We start from the raw sequence: 16,793 nt of genomic DNA on the forward strand, positions 1-16,793 counted from the left end.
TGCGTATGCTAGCATACGGGCCCCTCGAAACACCCCATCCCTGAGCTGAAGCGTACTCAGGGTGACCATGAATTGAATGAGAGTTCGCATGATGACCGATCCTGCCCTGATCGATGAGCTGAAGACCCTGGTCGAGCCTGGAAAGGTGCTGACCGATGCCGATTCGCTGAACACCTACGGTAAGGATTGGACGAAGCACTACGCGCCGGCACCCACGGCCATCGTCTTTCCGAAGAGCGTTGAGCAAGTGCAGGCCATCGTGCGTTGGGCCAACGAGCGCAAGGTTGCGCTGGTGCCTTCCGGCGGGCGGACCGGGCTCTCGGCGGCTGCGGTGGCGGCCAATGGCGAGGTGGTGGTGTCGTTCGATTACATGAACCAGATCCTGACGTTCGACGAGATGGATCGCACCGTGGTCTGCCAGCCAGGCGTAATCACCGCGCAGCTGCAGCAGTTCGCTGAAGACAAGGGCCTTTACTATCCGGTGGATTTCGCCTCGGCAGGCTCCAGTCAGATCGGCGGCAACATCGGCACCAACGCCGGTGGGATTAAGGTGATTCGCTACGGCATGACCCGCAACTGGGTCGCGGGGCTGAAGGTTGTGACCGGCAAGGGCGACCTGCTCGAGCTGAACAAGGATTTGATCAAGAACGCCACCGGCTATGACCTGCGCCAGTTGTTTATCGGTGCCGAAGGCACGCTGGGCTTCGTGGTCGAGGCCACCATGCGCCTGGAGCGCCAGCCGACCAACCTCACCGCGATGGTGCTGGGCACACCGGACTTCGATTCGATCATGCCGGTGCTGCACGCCTTCCAGGACAAGCTGGACCTGACCGCTTTCGAGTTTTTCTCTGACAAGTGCCTGGACAAGATTCTGGGTCGCGGAGATATCCCCGCTCCGTTCGAGACCCGCACGCCGTTTTATGCGCTGCTCGAATTCGAGGCGACCACCGAAGAACGCGCCGAGCAAGCGCTGGCGACCTTCGAGCATTGCGTCAATGAAGGATGGGTCATCGATGGCGTGATGAGCCAAAGCGACCAGCAGCTGCAGAATCTGTGGAAGTTGCGCGAGTACATCTCCGAGACCATCAGCCATTGGACGCCGTACAAGAACGATATCTCGGTCACCGTCTCCAAGGTGCCTGCGTTTTTGGCCGACATCGACGCCATCGTCACCAGCAACTACCCCGATTTCGAAGTGCTCTGGTACGGCCACATCGGTGACGGCAACCTGCACCTGAACATCCTCAAGCCCGAGGCGTTGTCGAAGGACGAGTTCTTCGACAAGTGCGCCGCGGTCAACAAATGGGTGTTCGAGACGGTCGAAAAATACAACGGTTCGATTTCGGCCGAGCATGGTGTCGGCATGACCAAGCGCGACTACCTGACCTACAGTCGCTCTGAAGCCGAGATCGCCTACATGAAGGCGATCAAGGCGGCATTCGACCCGAATGGCATCATGAATCCGGGCAAGATATTCGCGGTGTGAGTGTAGGGCGGGTGAGAACCCGCCAACGGCAACGGCGGGGTGAACCCGCTCTACAGACGAGACCTTCGATGAATTACAAACACCAATACACCGATGGCACGCCAATTCATTACCCGCTGGGCAAGGTGGTCTGCATTGGCCGCAACTATGCCGAGCATGCCAAGGAACTGAACAACCCGGTGCCCACCGAGCCGCTGCTGTTCATCAAGGCCGGTAGCTGCACGGTGCCGCTGGAAGGCGGCTTCAGCATCCCCAGCGACCGGGGTGCGGTTCACTACGAGGCGGAGATCGCCGTGTTGATTGGCAAGCCGCTGTCGCGCACGCCGAACGAAGAGGAAGTCCGCGATGCCATTTCCGGTTTCGCCCCGGCGCTCGACCTGACGCTGCGCGATGTGCAGGCCAAGCTGAAGGAAAAAGGCCATCCCTGGGAGATCGCCAAGAGCTTCGACGGCGCCTGCGTGCTGGCTCCGTTCGTGCCTGGCGACGCGGTGCAGGATCCGAATGACATCGGCATTCGTCTCACCATCAACGGCGAGGTCCGTCAGAACGGCAACAGCAGCCAGATGCTCAACGCCATCTTGCCGTTGCTGCAGCACATCGCCGGCCATTTCAACCTGCAGCCGGGCGACGTGGTGCTGACAGGAACACCGGCCGGCGTCGGGCCGCTGAATCAGGGCGATGAGCTGGCGCTTGAGCTGGTCGGGCTGTCTCGCTTCGAAAGCCGCGTACTCTGATCCGCCCGGGCCGGGTACGTTTTGGCGTATCCGGCCTGATCGCTGCATATCCACATCATCAAGGTCATGCTGTAATTGCGGCCCCTCCCTGGGTGTGACCTTCATGCCAGACACCGCTGTCCGACCCTCTCGCTTGCGCCTGTTTCTCTACATTCTGCTGTGCCTCACCGTGGCCGCTGCGATGCTGACAGCTTGGCTACTGCATTGGGACGATCAGTTGACGCTGTATTGGCAGGAGCAAACGGTTGACGCCGAACAGCGTGCGGCCAGCATCTGGTTGCCGGACTACGAGCTGGCAATGGAAACCACCCTGGCGGGGCTTGAGGATGATGAAACCTCTGGCCTGACCTGGAATGCCGCTACCGGGACGCTGTTCACCGTCACAGGACAAAATCCGCAGCTTGTGGAGTTTTCGCCCGGCGGCGTTGTGCTGCGGCGCATTACCCTGACGGGTTTCTCCGATCCCGAGGCGGTCGAGGCACTGGATGACGGCCGCTTGGGAATCGTCGACGAGCGCCGCCGGTTGGTCGCGGTGTTCACGCTTGCGCCGGGCGTTGAAACGCTTGATGCCGACGACCTCGCCACCTACGACCTGGGTTTCGATGGGGCGGGCAACAAGGGGTTCGAGGGGCTGGCCTGGAATCCGCGCACCAGCCGCATGCTACTCGCCAAGGAGCGCGATCCGCAGGGCTTGTTCGAACTGCCCTTTCCTGGCGAAGACGGTGCGGCCGGCGTGCTCGAGCCGCTGCCCGCTCAGCCATTGCTGGTCCGCGACATCTCTTCAGTGGCGATCGACCCGCGTACCGGCCACACACTGATGCTGTCTGACGAGTCGCGGCTACTGGTCGAGCTGGACCTGCTGGGTCGACCGCGCAGTTTCATCAGCCTGCTCGGCGGTCTCAACGGTCTGGTGGAGGGCATCGACCAGGCCGAAGGGGTGGCCATGGACGGCGGCGGCAATATTTATGTCGTCGCCGAGCCTAATCGGTTCTACGTATTCAAACGCAAAGGCAGCGACAAGCTGCAAGCCCCAACGGTCAAGTAGACGCGGGAACAGCTTGCCCGTCGTTAAGCTTGCTCCCGTGAACTTGCGTGCGGCTTGCAGCGTCAGCGCTTGAGTGTCTGTACGCCGTCTTTGGTGCCCAGCAGCAGAATGTCGGCCGGGCGTGCGGCGAACAGGCCGTTGGTGACGACGCCGACGATGTTGTTGATCTGCGCTTCGACATCCGGCGCAAAGCCGATCAGGAGGTTGTGCACGTCGAGGATGACGTTGCCGTTGTCGGTCACGACGCCGTCACGGTAGACCGGATCACCGCCCAGCTTGACCAGTTCGCGCGCGACGTGACTGCGCGCCATGGGAATCACTTCGACCGGCAAGGGAAAGGTGCCGAGGCGCTCGACGAGCTTGCTGCCGTCGGCAATGCAGATAAATGTGCGAGCAACTGCCGCGACGATTTTCTCGCGCGTCAGGGCCGCGCCGCCGCCCTTGATCAGCTCCAGGTGGCTGTTGGCTTCATCAGCACCGTCGACGTAGAACTCCAGATCGGACACCGAGTTGAGATCGTAGACCGGGATGCCGTGGCCTTTCAGGCGCTCGGCGGTCGCGTCGGAGCTGGCCACTGCACCGTCAAAGAAGCCTTTGTGCTGAGCCAGCAGGTCGATGAAAAAATTAGCCGTGGAACCGGTGCCGACGCCGACGATGCTGCGGTCGGTGAGCTGCGGCACGATGAGGTCGACAGCGGCTTGGGCGACGGCCTGCTTGAGTTGATCCTGAGTCATGGCGTGAAGGTCCGGACGGTGATGAATAGAGGTGCGGGAGTATAGCGGGGGCTCACCGGTGGGTCTCGCCTGCCGGCGGCGAAACCGCTGCTTCGTGCGCCGATTGCCGGTGGTCGGCGAGTTTTTCGCAGAGTAGACTCGTGGGCCCCGTAATGCCCGCCAAGATAAGCCCACGATGCTCGAACAGTACGTCAAGAAGATCCTCACCTCGCGCGTTTATGACGTCGCGGTTGAAACCCCGTTGCAGCCCGCACGCCAGCTTTCCGAGCGTCTCGGCAACCAGATTCTGCTCAAGCGCGAGGATCTGCAGCCGGTGTTCTCCTTCAAGATTCGTGGCGCCTACAACAAGCTGGCGCAGCTGTCAGCCGAGGAGCTGGCACGTGGCGTGGTGACCGCCTCGGCTGGCAACCATGCACAAGGTCTGGCGCTGGCGGCGCGTGAGCTGGGAATCAAGGCGACGATCGTCATGCCGCGCACCACGCCGGAATTGAAAGTGCAGGGCGTGCGTGCTCGTGGTGGCAAGGTCGTTCTGCATGGCGACGCATTCCCCGAGGCGCTGGCCTACTCGCTGAAGCTCGTCGAGGAAAAGGGTTACGTCTATATCCACCCGTACGACGACCCGCATGTGATTGCCGGGCAGGGCACCGTCGCGATGGAGATTCTCCGGCAGCACCAGGGCCAGCTCGATGCGGTCTTCGTTCCGGTGGGTGGCGGCGGTCTGATCGCCGGCGTGGCGGCGTACATCAAGTACCTGCGGCCGGAAACCAAGGTCATCGGCGTAGAGCCGGACGACTCGAACTGCCTGCAACAGGCGATGGCAGCCGGCGAGCGCGTGGTGCTTTCACAGGTGGGGTTGTTCGCCGATGGTGTGGCGGTGGCGCAGATTGGCCAGCACACCTTCGATATCTGCAAAGACCATGTCGATGAAGTGATCACCGTCAGCACCGATGAAATCTGTGCGGCGATCAAGGACATCTACGACGATACCCGTTCGATCACCGAGCCAGCCGGTGCCTTGGCCGTGGCGGGAATCAAGCGCTACGTCGAGCGTGAGGGTGTGGCCAATCAGGTACTGGTCGGGATCGATTCAGGCGCCAACGTGAATTTTGACCGCTTACGCCATGTGGCCGAGCGCGCCGAACTGGGCGAGAAGCGCGAGGCGATCATCGCCGTGACCATCCCGGAGCAGCCGGGCAGTTTCAAGGCGTTCTGCGAGGCCATCGGCAAGCGCCAGATCACCGAATTCAACTACCGCTACCACCAGGATCGAGTCGCGCACATCTTCGTCGGTGTGCAGACTCATCCGGAAAACGACCCGCGCCTGGCCCTGGTCGAAAGCCTGCGTGCCAAGGGCTTTCCTGTGCTGGATCTGACCGATAACGAACTGGCCAAGCTCCACACCCGGCACATGGTGGGCGGGCACGCCACCGGCGTAAGCGATGAAGTGGTGTTCCGCTTTGAATTCCCTGAGCGTCCCGGCGCGCTGTTCAATTTCCTCAATAACCTGGGCGGGCGCTGGAATATCTCGATGTTCCACTACCGCAATCATGGGGCGGCTGATGGACGCGTGGTGGCCGGCCTGCAAGTGCCCGCCGAGGACCGCCATCTGGTGCCGGCCGCGCTGGACAAGATCGGTTATCGCTACTGGGACGAGACGGACAACCCTGCCTACAAACTGTTTCTCGGCTAACCAGCCGTACCGCGAGGATTGATGGAACATTACCAACTGCTGAATATCGTCCACTCCGTGCTGGCAATTCTGCTCACGCTCGGTCTGATCGCCCACATCGTCATGCTTTGGAAGGCCTGGCGCCGTGCCGATCCGACCGTGCTGCAGCAAAAGCTGCAGCGTACTCGGCTGTTTTCCCTTCCGCTGTTGGCCGTGCTCGCGTTGCTGTTGCCGCTGACGGGTTGGTGGCTGGCCCACCTGGCTGGGTTTCCGCTGGGCCAGCTGTGGCTGCTGGCCAGCTCGGTGCTGTTTCTGGTGCTGGTGCCGCTCGGCCTGCTGCTCGGCGGTCGCCTGCGCGCCTGGCAGGGGCTGGGTGACATGCCGGCACCGGCCAAGCTGCCGCGTTTCGCGCTGGTCTACGCCGGCCTGATCCTGTTGATACTCATCGCGATCATGGGGTTGATGGGAGCCAAGCCCGTCTGATGCACATCCTGCTGGTCGGTGCAGGCGGCTTCATCGGCCGGCATCTGCTGCGGGCACTACAGGGCGCGGGCCATCGGCTGGTCGCCACCTCTCGGTCAGGACATGGCGCCGAGCTCCCCGGCGTATGCTGGCGGCCACTGGATCTGGCCAACCTGACCAGCCATCCCGAACATTTCGACTGGCCGAATGGAGTCGAGCTGGTGATCAACGCCACCGGCGTACTGAGCACCGATCCGCGTCACCTCGCCAATGTGCAGAACCTAGGCGCCCGCGCGCTGTTTGACCTGGCCGCACACAACGGCGCCGGTGTTATTCAGCTGTCCGCCCTCGGTGCGGGCGACCAACAGGATGTGCCGTTTCTCGCTAGCAAGGCGGCAGCCGATGAATACCTCCTTTCGCTGGGAATCCCCGCCGTTGTGTTGCGGCCTTCGTTGGTGGTTGGCGAAGGCGGGGCAAGCAGCGCATGGTTGACCCGTCTGTCTCCCTGGCCGCTGATACCCCTCCTCGATATCCAGGCCCGGGCCCAGCCGCTTCATGTGGATGACCTGGTCGCGGCGGTACTTGGACTGTTGCGCCATTGGCCTACCACGCCATGCATTGTGCCGCTGGTGGGCACCGAAGCCCTGACCCTGCCACAACTACTCGATCGGCTGCGTGCGGCTCAGGGCTGGGCGCCCGCACGCTATGTCCGCATTCCTCATGCGCTCTCGGGGCTGGGCGCGAGGCTGGGCGATCGGCTCGGTTGGCAGGCGCTGAATACGCAAACGTGGGTGCTGGCGCAGCGCGACAACCTGGCGTCACCCGAGGCGATGCACGCGACCTGTGGCTATCGGGCGCCGCCGCTGGCGAGCCGACTGGTCGGCTGGCCACGGCGAGAGCAGAGCGTGTCGTTGGCGTTGCGCCCGTTGCTGCTCGCCGTACTGGTGTTGATCTGGCTAGGCACGGCTGTGGTCTGTCTGGGGCCGGGTTACGACTGGGGCCTGCGAATCATGGCCGAGCTGGGCGTGGGTGGGTGGCGTGCCGATGCCGCGATCATTGCTGGCGCGCTCACGGATGCGCTGCTGGGGGTCGGACTGCTGTCGCAACGCTGGCGCCGCCATGCCTTGCGGGCACAGTTGGTGCTGATGCTTGGCTACATGCTGATCATTACTCTGTGGCTGCCGCATTACTGGTACGACCCCTTCGCCGCGGTTGGCAAGAACCTGGTGCTGATGGTGGCTACGCTGTGGCTGTTGTGGACCGAACCCATGCCGGAGTGTCGACGATGAGCCTGTATTTGTTGATCAAAACGCTGCACATCCTGTCGTCGACGGTGCTCTTCGGGACGGGATTAGGGTCGGCCTATTACAGCTGGCGTGCATGGCGCAGCGGCAAGATCGAAGTCATTGCGGTGACGTTTCGGCATCTGGTCTTCGCCGACTGGGCCTTCACCGCAACCACCGCCATCATTCAGCCGCTTAGCGGGTTGGCGCTGGTTCACCTCGCCGGCTTCGATCTCAGCCAGCCGTGGCTGCTGTGGAGCATCGGGCTCTATGTCGTGGCGGGCGCCTGCTGGTTGCCAGTCGTGTGGCTGCAAATCCGCGTGCACAAGCTGGCCGAGCAGGCACTGCGTGACGGCACGCCTCTGCCTGCAGCGACCGCTCGCTACATGCGTTGGTGGTTTGCGCTGGGCTGGCCAGCCTTTCTCTCGTTTATGGCGATCTTTTACTTGATGGTCAGCAAGGGCGCTTAGGCGTCGGCGCGTACGAATCGGCAACAAGCCTGCGTTAGCGCAGGCTGATGATGCCCCAGCCGCGCTGCTGGGCGATCTCGCGGAGCGTCGGATCAGGATCGACCGCGACGGGGTGGCTCACCCGTTCCAGCAGCGGCAGGTCATTGCGCGAGTCGCTATAGAAGTAGCTGTCGTCCAGGCTCTGGTCGTTTTCCTGTAGCCAACGCTCGATGCGGGTGACCTTGCCTTCCTGGAAGCAGGGCACGTCGGTGAGTCGGCCGGTGTAACGCCCGTCCAGCATCTCGCATTCGGTGGCCAGCAGTGTGTCGACGCCGAGGCGTTTGGCGATTGGCCCGGTAATGAAGCGGTTGGTGGCGGTGATAATCACCACCCGATCGCCGGCTGCATGATGCTGGCGCACCAGCGCTTCGCCCTTGGCCAGTACGATGGGCTCTATGTGGTCGCGCATGAATTCGGCGTGCCATTGCGCTAGCTGCGCCATCTCGCTGCGCCCCAGCAGTTCCTGGCAGAAATTCTGGTAGTCCAGTACGTCCAGCTCGCCGGCGAGATAATCCTGATAGAAGGCGTCATTGCGGGCACGGTAGGCATCGGCGTCGACCAGCCCGCGCTGGCAAAGAAATTCACCCCAGGCATGGTCGCTGTCACCGGCCAGCAGGGTGTTGTCGAGATCGAATAGAGCCAGGCGCACGCGGCATTCCTCACGCGATGAAGGGAGGCGAAGCATAGCGGGATTGTCCCTCGTGTTGCAGCTGCGGCAGTGCGCAGACGCGCCTTGAGCAGGTGGCGTAATGGCTTCTCGGCGCGCTTTCTGCTTTTCGCGTTTTTGTGGAACAATGCCGCGACATGCGTTTGCGAGGTTGTATGCCGTGATCGACTCCGATGGTTTTCGCCCCAATGTCGGCATCATCCTGACCAATGATGTCGGACAGGTGCTTTGGGCCCGGCGAATTAATCAGGACGCCTGGCAATTCCCGCAGGGCGGAATCAATCCGCGCGAGACGCCGGAAGAAGCCCTCTACCGTGAACTCAACGAAGAAGTCGGCTTGGAACAGCAGGATGTGAAAATTCTCGCCTGCACCCGTGGCTGGTTGCGTTATCGTCTGCCGCAGCGTCTGGTCCGTACTCATAGCCAGCCGCTGTGCATCGGCCAGAAACAGAAGTGGTTCCTGCTACGCCTGACGGGGGCAGAGGACCGGGTACGAATGGATCTCACCGGCAAGCCCGAGTTCGATGGTTGGCGCTGGGTCAGTTATTGGTATCCGCTGGGTCAGGTGGTCACCTTCAAGCGCGAGGTCTACCGTCGCGCCTTAAAAGAACTCGCCCCGCGCCTGCTGGCGCGGGATTGACGGGAGAAAGCCCCTGAGCATGCTCGGCACGCTTCGCAAGATTGTCCAGGAAGTCAACTCCGCCAAGGACCTCAAGGCGGCGTTGGGCATCATTGTGCTGAGGGTTCGGGAGGCCATGGCCAGCCAGGTCTGCTCGGTTTACCTGCTCGATCCGGAATCCGGACGCTTTGTGCTGATGGCCACCGAAGGCCTGAACAAGAAGGCTATTGGCAAGGTCAGCATGGCCCCCAACGAGGGCCTGGTCGGTCTGGTGGGTACTCGCGAGGAACCGCTCAACCTCGAACATGCCTCCGAGCACCCCCGTTACCGCTACTTTGCCGAGACCGGAGAAGAACGTTATGCCTCGTTTCTAGGGGCGCCGATCATTCACCATCGGCGGGTAATGGGCGTACTGGTCATCCAGCAGAAAGAGCAGCGTTTGTTCGACGAAGGCGAAGAGGCGTTCCTCGTCACCATGAGCGCGCAGCTCGCTGGGGTCATCGCCCACGCGGAGGCTACCGGTTCGATCCGGGGGCTCGGTCGGCAAGGCAAAGGTATTCAGGAAACCCGTTTCATCGGTATCCCCGGTGCGCCCGGTGCGGCCGTGGGTACGGCTGTCGTCGTGCTGCCACCTGCGGATCTTGACGTGGTGCCGGACAAAACAATCAGCAACATTCCAGCCGAGCTCGAACTGTTCGAGACGGCGCTTGAGGCCGTGCGGGCCGATATGCGCGCACTGTCCGAAAAACTCGCCACGCAGATGCGCAAGGAAGAGCGCGCGCTGTTCGACGTATACCTGATGATGCTCGACGACTCCGCCCTCGGCGGCGAGGTGTCCAAGGTCATCCGCACCGGCCAGTGGGCCCAGGGTGCATTACGGCAGGTAGTGAGTGATCACGTCGGCCGTTTCGAGATGATGGACGACGCCTATCTCCGCGAGCGCGCCTCGGACGTCAAGGACATCGGCCGCCGGCTGCTCGGCTATCTGCAGCAGGCTCGCCAGCAAACGCTGACCTATCCGGACAACACTATTCTGGTCAGCGAGGAGCTGTCCCCGGCCATGCTCGGTGAGGTGCCGGAAGGCAAGCTGATGGGCATGGTCTCCGTGCTCGGTTCGAGCAACTCGCACGTGGCGATCCTGGCGCGAGCGATGGGCATCCCGACGGTGATGGGCGCTGTGGACCTGCCGTATTCCAAGGTTGATGGCATCGAGCTGATCATCGACGGCACGCGTGGCGAGATCATCACCAATCCTGCCAAGGTGCTGCGTGAGCAATACCTGGTCCTGGCCGAGCAGGAGCGTCAGCTTTCCGAAGGGCTAGACATCCTGCGCGAGCTGCCTTGCGAAACCACCGACGGCGTGCGCATTCCGCTTTGGGTCAATACCGGCCTGCTGGCCGATGTGGTGCGGGCGCAGGAGCGTGGCGCCGAGGGTGTCGGCCTGTATCGCACCGAAGTGCCCTTCATGATCAAGGAGCGCTTCCCCAGCGAGAAGGAGCAGATGGCGATTTATCGCGAGCAGCTGCAAGCCTTCCATCCGCTGCCGGTGACCATGCGCAGCCTCGATATTGGCGGCGACAAAAGCCTGCCGTACTTCCCGATCAAGGAAGAAAACCCCTTCCTGGGCTGGCGCGGGATTCGCGTCACCCTCGATCACCCTGAGATCTTCCTTCTACAGACCCGCGCCATGCTGAAGGCCAGTGCCGGTCTTAACAACCTGCGTATCCTGCTGCCGATGATTTCCGGCACGCGGGAACTGGAAGAAGCGCTGCATCTGATTCACCGTGCCTGGGGCGAGGTGCGCGACGAAGGCACCGACGTCGAGATGCCGCCGGTGGGCGTAATGATTGAGGTGCCGGCCGCGGTTTACCTGACTCGCGAGCTGGCGCGTCAGGTGGATTTCATCTCGGTAGGCTCGAACGATCTGACGCAATACCTGTTGGCTGTCGACCGCAATAACCCGCGTGTGGCCGATCTCTATGACTATCTGCATCCGGCGGTGCTTGAGGCACTGCAACGTGTCGTGCGGGAAGCCCATGACGAAGGCAAACCGGTCAGCATCTGCGGCGAGATGGCCGGCGACCCCAGCGCCGCCATTCTCCTCCTGGCGATGGGCTTCGACAGCCTCTCGATGAACGCTACCAACCTGCCAAAGGTAAAGTGGATGCTGCGCCAGATCAGCTCGACCATGGCTCGCGAGCTGCTGACCAAGGTCATGATGATGGACAGCCCACAGGTGATTCATGCCACTGTGCAGCTGACCCTGCGTAACCTGGGATTGGATCGCATGGTCAATCCGTCGGCGGCACTCTAGGCCTTCTGTGACTCCGTTGCCTGACTGAACGCCGGCAGCCTGATATGAATAGTCTCTCCCCCGCCAGTCGGACCGAAGGTGCGCTCAGTGATCTCTGTTGAGCCATCTGCGCGGCGCATCACGACGGTACTGGCCCGGGTCCCGTAATCCTCACTGGCGATAAACACGCTCGATAGCCTTTTTTCCCACTCGCATGGCACGCCGGTACTCGGCAGATCAGCATCAGCGGCCAGCTGGGTGTCGCTCAGCAAATGCAGCAGCGCACTCTGATCCGGCCCTTCCAGACAGTCTTGTAATGCTGCGCGCGCGCGGACCAGTTTCGGCCAGGGCGAATCAAGCGCCGCGTTGGATAAGCCGTAGACCCCCGGTGGCAGCTGTTCTGGCGTGGCAGCACGCGAGTTCAAGTACCACAACTGATGCGCATCGCCGACCAGCAGATTGAAGCCGGCGTAGTGCTCGAGATGCCCGCCCAGCTCGTTCAGATAGGCGTCAGGGGATAACTGGCCGCGCAGGTATCGCTCGGGCAGTTCCCCTCGGGAGCGAGCACCGGTTGGTGTTCCTGGCGCGCGGATATTCGTCAGCGCGGCGAATCGACCGTCTGCTCCAACGCCCATCCAGGTGCCGCCGGCTTGTAGATCGCGACCGGCAACGACCTGTGGGGCATCCGGCCAGTGCCCGAGCGGTAGGCTAGGGCGGTCATAAAATTCGTCACGGTTGGCCGCAACGATCAACGGCAACGCGTGGGACGGACGCCAGGCAAAGACGATCAAACACATGCGAGCGGAACCATGAATAGCGGAACTGCGAGGCTAGACGATAACCCGTCATGGATGCCAGACCGTCTATCTCAGCGATACCGGGCGCCGCGGTTCGAGCGAGCCGCCCACTCCGCCTTTTTCCGCTAACATGCCGCTTTGTTTTGCAGGGTGGTCCGATGGAGTTCGCGCTTTATCTGCTGCTGGGTGGCTTCGCGGGGGTGCTGGCGGGGCTGTTTGGTGTTGGCGGTGGCCTGATTATCGTCCCGGTGCTGGTGTTCAGCTTCACCGCGCAGGGCTTCGATCCGTTGATCCTGACCCATCTTGCCGTCGGCACGTCGCTGGCCACCATCGTATTTACCTCGGTTAACTCCATCCTGACTCATCACCGCAAAGGGGCCGTGCGCTGGCCCGTAGTGCGCTGGATGACGCTCGGTATCCTGATTGGCGCGGCGCTCGGGAGCGTGACAGCTGCCGCCATTCAAGGGCCCATGCTGCAAAAGATCATCGGCGTGTTCGCCATTGCCATGGCCGTCCAGATGGGCTTTTCCCTGCAACCGAAAGCGAGCGCCGACGTGCCAGGCAAGCCGGTTCTGACTGTGGCAGGCGTCGTGATCGGCTGGGCGTCGGCGATTTTCGGAATCGGTGGGGGTTCGCTTACCGTGCCCTTTCTCACCTGGCGCAGCGTTCCCATTCAGCAGGCGGTGGCGACCTCCGCTGCGTGCGGCCTGCCGATTGCGCTCGCGGGCGCGTTGAGTTTTGCGGTGGTCGGCTGGCAGGATGCTCACCTGCCCGGCTGGAGCTTAGGATTCGTGTACGTGCCTGCGCTGGCCGGCATCGCTATTACCAGCATGTTTTTTGCCCGTACTGGCGCGCAGCTCGCGCATCGCCTATCGCCTCTGATGCTGCGGCGCTTGTTCGCGCTGCTATTGCTGGGCGTCGGCATCAACTTTTTGATCTGAGGAAACCTGGATGCTGCCTTATCCGCAGATAGACCCCGTGGCCGTTTCGTTAGGCCCGCTGCAAATCCACTGGTACGGCCTGATGTACCTGATCGGCATCGGCGGCGCTTGGTTTCTGGCCTCGCGCCGGTTGCACCGTTTCGATCCGAGCTGGGACAAGGACAAACTCTCCGATCTGGTGTTCTGGGTCGCCATGGGCGTCATCGTCGGCGGGCGGCTGGGGTACGTGCTGTTCTATGACCTGGCGTCGTATATCAACGACCCGACGCTGATTTTTCAGGTCTGGAAAGGCGGCATGTCTTTTCATGGCGGCCTGATTGGAGTGTTGCTGTGCACTTGGATCTTTGCCCGCCGCAACGGCAAGAAATTTTTCGAGCTGATGGATTTTATCGCCCCCTTCGTGCCGATTGGCCTGGGTGCCGGGCGGATTGGCAACTTCATCAATGCCGAGCTGTGGGGCAAGGCGACAGACGTGCCCTGGGCGATGGTGTTCCCAACCGATCCCCAACAGCTGGCGCGTCACCCTTCACAGCTCTATCAGTTCGCGCTCGAAGGCGTGGCGCTGTTCGTGATTCTCTGGATCTACTCCAGCAAACCGCGGCCGACCATGGCAGTGTCCGGGCTGTTCGCCGTGTGCTACGGCATCTTCCGCTTTATCGTCGAATTCGTCCGTGTGCCGGACGCACAGCTGGGTTACCTGGCGTTCGGCTGGCTGACCATGGGGCAAGTGCTCTGCGTGCCGATGGTGCTGATCGGCGCCGGGATGATCGCCTGGGGTTACCGCCAGGAGCCGGCCAAGGCGCCGGCCTGATCGGACGCCCGGCTGGTCGCCAAGCGCAAGACAAGTCGGGCGTCGGCTCTTACTATTCGCAACATCTTTTTCACTGCGCTTCGGCGCCCGTTTCGAGCCCATCGATGAAACAGTATCTCGACCTGATGCGCCATGTGCGCGAGCACGGCACCTTCAAAAGCGATCGCACAGGCACCGGCACCTACAGCGTGTTCGGCCATCAGATGCGCTTCGATTTGGCTGAAGGCTTTCCGCTGGTGACCACCAAGAAATGTCATCTGAAATCCATCATTCATGAGCTGCTTTGGTTTCTTCAGGGCGACACAAACATCAAGTACCTGAAAGAAAACGGCGTGCGCATCTGGGACGAGTGGGCGGATGAGAACGGGGAGTTGGGCCCGGTCTACGGTTACCAATGGCGCAGCTGGCCGGCACCCAATGGTGAGTCCGTCGATCAGATTGCCAACCTGCTGGCGATGATCAAGAAGAACCCGGACTCACGTCGCTTGATTGTCTCGGCCTGGAATCCGGCGCTGGTCGATCAGATGGCGCTGCCCCCATGCCACGCCTTGTTCCAGTTCTACGTCGCCGACGGCAAGCTCAGCTGCCAGTTGTACCAGCGCTCGGCAGATATCTTCCTTGGCGTGCCGTTCAATATTGCGAGCTACGCATTGCTGACGCTGATGATGGCGCAGGTCTGTGATTTACAGCCCGGTGAGTTCATCTGGAGCGGTGGCGATTGCCACCTCTATGCCAACCATCTCGAACAGGCCGATCTGCAGCTGACCCGCGAACCGCTGCCTTTGCCGACGATGAAGCTCAACCCGAATGTGAAGGACCTGTTTGCGTTTCGCATAGACGATTTCGAGTTGGTCGGCTACGAAGCCCATCCGCACATCAAGGCACCTGTGGCGGTCTGATTGGACATTGGTCTGGTTTGCCGCAACGGTTAGTCTGTCCGTCACATTTGCCGTATAGACTCGACCGCTCAGGGATTTTGAGGGTCGTGTCATGCGCAGGGTGGTGTTCAATCAGAAGGGTGGGGTCGGCAAAACCAGCATTGCCTGCAATCTCGCCGCGGTCAGTGCCGCTCAGGGCTACCGCACGCTGTTGGTCGACCTTGATGCTCAGGCCAACGCTAGCCAATACCTCACCGGTTTCTGCGGTGAAGACTTGCCTACCGGCATGGCTGACTATTTCAAGCAAGTCCTGAGCGGTGGTCCGGCTGGCAAAAAAGCGCGACCGCCCATCACGGAAACGCCGTTCGAGAACCTGCACCTGATCGGCGCGACTGCAGAGCTGGCCGACTTGCAGCCCAAGCTGGAAGCCAAGCACAAGATCACCAAGCTGCGAAAGCTGCTGATCACCCTGTCCGAAGAGTACGAGCGGATCTACATCGATCCCCCGCCGGCGCTGAATTTTTTCACCCTGTCGGCGTTGATCGCGGCAGACCGTTGCCTGATCCCTTTCGATTGCGACAGTTTTTCCCGTCAGGCGCTGTATGGCCTGTTCGATGAAATCGAGGAGCTGAAAGAAGACCATAACGACGCGCTCGTGGTGGAAGGCATCATCGTGAATCAGTTCCAGCCACGCGCCGCTTTGCCGCAACAGATGATCGATGAGCTGCGGGCCGAGGGCCTGCCGGTGCTGCCGGTGCATCTGATGAGCTCGGTGCGCATGCGCGAATCACATCAGGCGTGCATGCCGCTGATTCACTTCGATCCGCGACATAAGCTCAGCCAGCAATACGTCGAGCTACACAGCTGCCTTGAGGACGGCTGATCAGTCTTTGCGTGACCGTTGGATGCGATGACCGAGGCGCGACGCGTAGAGCTCGCCAATGATGCCGCGACGGAAAATCAGCACGCACACCATGAAGATGATGCCGGTAACGAGCGTGACAGGCAGCTCGGATGTCGCGAAGTAGTTGCCAAGGCTGGTCACCAGCGCCGCGCCGAACACAGGCCCCACCAGCGTGCCGATACCGCCGAGCAGCGTCATCAGCACCACCTCGCCGGACATCTGCCAGCTGACATCGGTCAGCGTGGCAAACTGGAACACCAGCGCTTTCATGCCCCCAGCCAACCCGGCCAGCGCGGCCGACATGACGAAGGCGCCCAGCTTGTAGCGCGACACCGTATAGCCGAGTGAGATGGCGCGGTTTTCGTTTTCGCGGATCGACTTGAGGATCATGCCGAACGGGGAATTGATGATTCGCCAGATGGCCAGCATCCCGAGCAGAAACACCGCCAGCACGAAGAAGTACATGTTCAGAGGCTCCTTCAGGTCGATCAGGCCGAACAGGTGGCCACGAGGGATGCCCTGGATGCCGTCTTCGCCGTGCGTGAATGGCGCTTGCAGGCAAAAGAAGAAGAACATCTGCGACAGCGCCAGGGTGATCATCGTCGAGTAGATGCCCTGCCGTCGGATCGCCAGAAAGCCAATCACCAGCCCAAGCAGGGCGGCGCCAATCACGCCAACCAGAACGCCCAGTTCGGGTGTCAGGCCCCATTCCTTCACCGCGTGGGCGGTGAAATACGCGGCGCCGCCGAAGAACGCCGCATGGCCAAAGGAAAGAATGCCGGTGTAGCCCAGCAACAGGTTGAAGGCGCAGGCGAAGAGCGCAAAGCACATCACCTTCATCAGGAACACCGGATAGAAGTACAGCGGCGCCAGAACGAGCGCTGCTATGCCGATGAAGATCAGGATGGTCTCGGTATTCCAACCCTTTCGCGTTGCAGAAGCTGCGGTCGTTTGCTGCATC

17 protein-coding genes are annotated in these 16,793 nt (G+C 61.7%); 13 read left to right on the plus strand and 4 right to left on the minus strand.

The genetic code is table 11. The annotated features are described in order from the left end of the window. Positions 1–91 precede the first annotated feature (91 nt). From K4O48_RS01580 to K4O48_RS01590, 3 genes are all read left to right on the plus strand, one after another. Positions 92–1,486, plus strand: coding sequence for an FAD-binding oxidoreductase (locus K4O48_RS01580; protein ID WP_222911935.1), 1,395 nt, complete (start codon positions 92–94; stop codon positions 1,484–1,486). A 68-nt stretch (positions 1,487–1,554) separates the two neighbouring features. Continuing rightward, positions 1,555–2,220, plus strand: coding sequence for a fumarylacetoacetate hydrolase family protein (locus K4O48_RS01585; protein ID WP_222910453.1), 666 nt, complete (start codon positions 1,555–1,557; stop codon positions 2,218–2,220). A 103-nt stretch (positions 2,221–2,323) separates the two neighbouring features. Beyond that, entirely contained in the window at positions 2,324–3,265 is a 942-nt protein-coding gene (locus K4O48_RS01590; RefSeq protein ID WP_222910454.1) for an SdiA-regulated domain-containing protein, read from the plus strand. 62 nt (positions 3,266–3,327) lie between these two features. Here K4O48_RS01590 and rpiA read toward each other — a convergent pair whose 3' ends face one another. After that, positions 3,328–3,999, minus strand: a complete 672-nt coding sequence (gene rpiA / locus K4O48_RS01595; protein ID WP_222910455.1) for a ribose-5-phosphate isomerase RpiA — start codon at positions 3,997–3,999, stop codon at positions 3,328–3,330. 175 nt (positions 4,000–4,174) lie between these two features. Between rpiA and ilvA the strand changes: the two genes are divergently transcribed. From ilvA to K4O48_RS01615, 4 genes are read left to right on the plus strand one after another with little or no spacing between them, the layout of a single operon-like run. After that, positions 4,175–5,689, plus strand: a complete 1,515-nt coding sequence (ilvA, locus tag K4O48_RS01600; RefSeq protein WP_222910456.1) for a threonine ammonia-lyase, biosynthetic — start codon at positions 4,175–4,177, stop codon at positions 5,687–5,689. 21 nt (positions 5,690–5,710) lie between these two features. Then, a complete protein-coding gene (locus K4O48_RS01605) occupies positions 5,711–6,151 on the plus strand; it encodes a DUF2269 family protein (RefSeq protein ID WP_222910457.1) in 441 nt (146 codons plus the stop codon). Beyond that, positions 6,151–7,419: an SDR family oxidoreductase gene (locus K4O48_RS01610; RefSeq protein ID WP_222910458.1), complete on the plus strand. Its 1,269-nt coding sequence runs from the start codon at positions 6,151–6,153 to the stop codon at positions 7,417–7,419. The genes K4O48_RS01605 and K4O48_RS01610 overlap by 1 nt, the downstream gene beginning before the upstream one ends. After that, positions 7,416–7,883: a DUF2269 family protein gene (locus K4O48_RS01615; RefSeq protein ID WP_222910459.1), complete on the plus strand. Its 468-nt coding sequence runs from the start codon at positions 7,416–7,418 to the stop codon at positions 7,881–7,883. The genes K4O48_RS01610 and K4O48_RS01615 overlap by 4 nt, the downstream gene beginning before the upstream one ends. A 34-nt stretch (positions 7,884–7,917) precedes the next feature. Here the strand turns inward: K4O48_RS01615 and K4O48_RS01620 are convergent, their stop codons facing one another. Further along, positions 7,918–8,571, minus strand: a complete 654-nt coding sequence (locus K4O48_RS01620) for an HAD family hydrolase (protein ID WP_222910460.1) — start codon at positions 8,569–8,571, stop codon at positions 7,918–7,920. Positions 8,572–8,749: 178 nt separating this feature from the next. On the opposite strand from K4O48_RS01620, the gene K4O48_RS01625 reads away from it, so the two are divergent. Together K4O48_RS01625 and ptsP are read left to right on the plus strand one after the other, a co-directional pair. Beyond that, the gene (locus K4O48_RS01625; protein ID WP_045432287.1) at positions 8,750–9,229 is read left to right on the plus strand and encodes an RNA pyrophosphohydrolase; all 480 of its coding nucleotides are present in this window, start codon (positions 8,750–8,752) and stop codon (positions 9,227–9,229) included. Between the two features lie 19 nt (positions 9,230–9,248). Continuing rightward, complete coding sequence (gene ptsP, locus K4O48_RS01630) at positions 9,249–11,522, plus strand: phosphoenolpyruvate--protein phosphotransferase (protein WP_222910461.1); 2,274 nt, start codon at positions 9,249–9,251, stop codon at positions 11,520–11,522. Here the strand turns inward: ptsP and K4O48_RS01635 are convergent. Beyond that, positions 11,519–12,298: an NRDE family protein gene (locus K4O48_RS01635; RefSeq protein ID WP_222910462.1), complete on the minus strand. Its 780-nt coding sequence runs from the start codon at positions 12,296–12,298 to the stop codon at positions 11,519–11,521. The genes ptsP and K4O48_RS01635 overlap by 4 nt on opposite strands. A gap of 158 nt (positions 12,299–12,456) precedes the next feature. On the opposite strand from K4O48_RS01635, the gene K4O48_RS01640 reads away from it, so the two are divergent. The 4 genes from K4O48_RS01640 to K4O48_RS01655 all read left to right on the plus strand — a co-directional run bounded on the left by K4O48_RS01640 (position 12,457) and on the right by K4O48_RS01655 (position 15,811). After that, entirely contained in the window at positions 12,457–13,239 is a 783-nt protein-coding gene (locus K4O48_RS01640) for a sulfite exporter TauE/SafE family protein (protein ID WP_222910463.1), read from the plus strand. A gap of 10 nt (positions 13,240–13,249) precedes the next feature. Then, entirely contained in the window at positions 13,250–14,050 is an 801-nt protein-coding gene (lgt, locus tag K4O48_RS01645) for a prolipoprotein diacylglyceryl transferase (protein ID WP_222910464.1), read from the plus strand. Between the two features lie 104 nt (positions 14,051–14,154). Further along, positions 14,155–14,949, plus strand: coding sequence for a thymidylate synthase (locus tag K4O48_RS01650; RefSeq protein WP_222910465.1), 795 nt, complete (start codon positions 14,155–14,157; stop codon positions 14,947–14,949). Between the two features lie 91 nt (positions 14,950–15,040). Beyond that, positions 15,041–15,811 (plus strand): ParA family protein, encoded by a 771-nt coding sequence (locus K4O48_RS01655; RefSeq protein WP_222910466.1) that lies wholly within the window; start codon positions 15,041–15,043, stop codon positions 15,809–15,811. Here K4O48_RS01655 and K4O48_RS01660 read toward each other — a convergent pair whose 3' ends face one another. Then, the gene (locus K4O48_RS01660) at positions 15,812–16,792 is read right to left on the minus strand and encodes a branched-chain amino acid ABC transporter permease (RefSeq protein ID WP_222910467.1); all 981 of its coding nucleotides are present in this window, start codon (positions 16,790–16,792) and stop codon (positions 15,812–15,814) included. Position 16,793 lies beyond the last annotated feature (1 nt).

Origin of the sequence: Pseudomonas sp. DNDY-54 (genome assembly GCF_019880365.1) — a bacterium.
GTDB classification, from domain to species: Bacteria; Pseudomonadota; Gammaproteobacteria; order Pseudomonadales; family Pseudomonadaceae; genus Stutzerimonas; species Stutzerimonas stutzeri_P.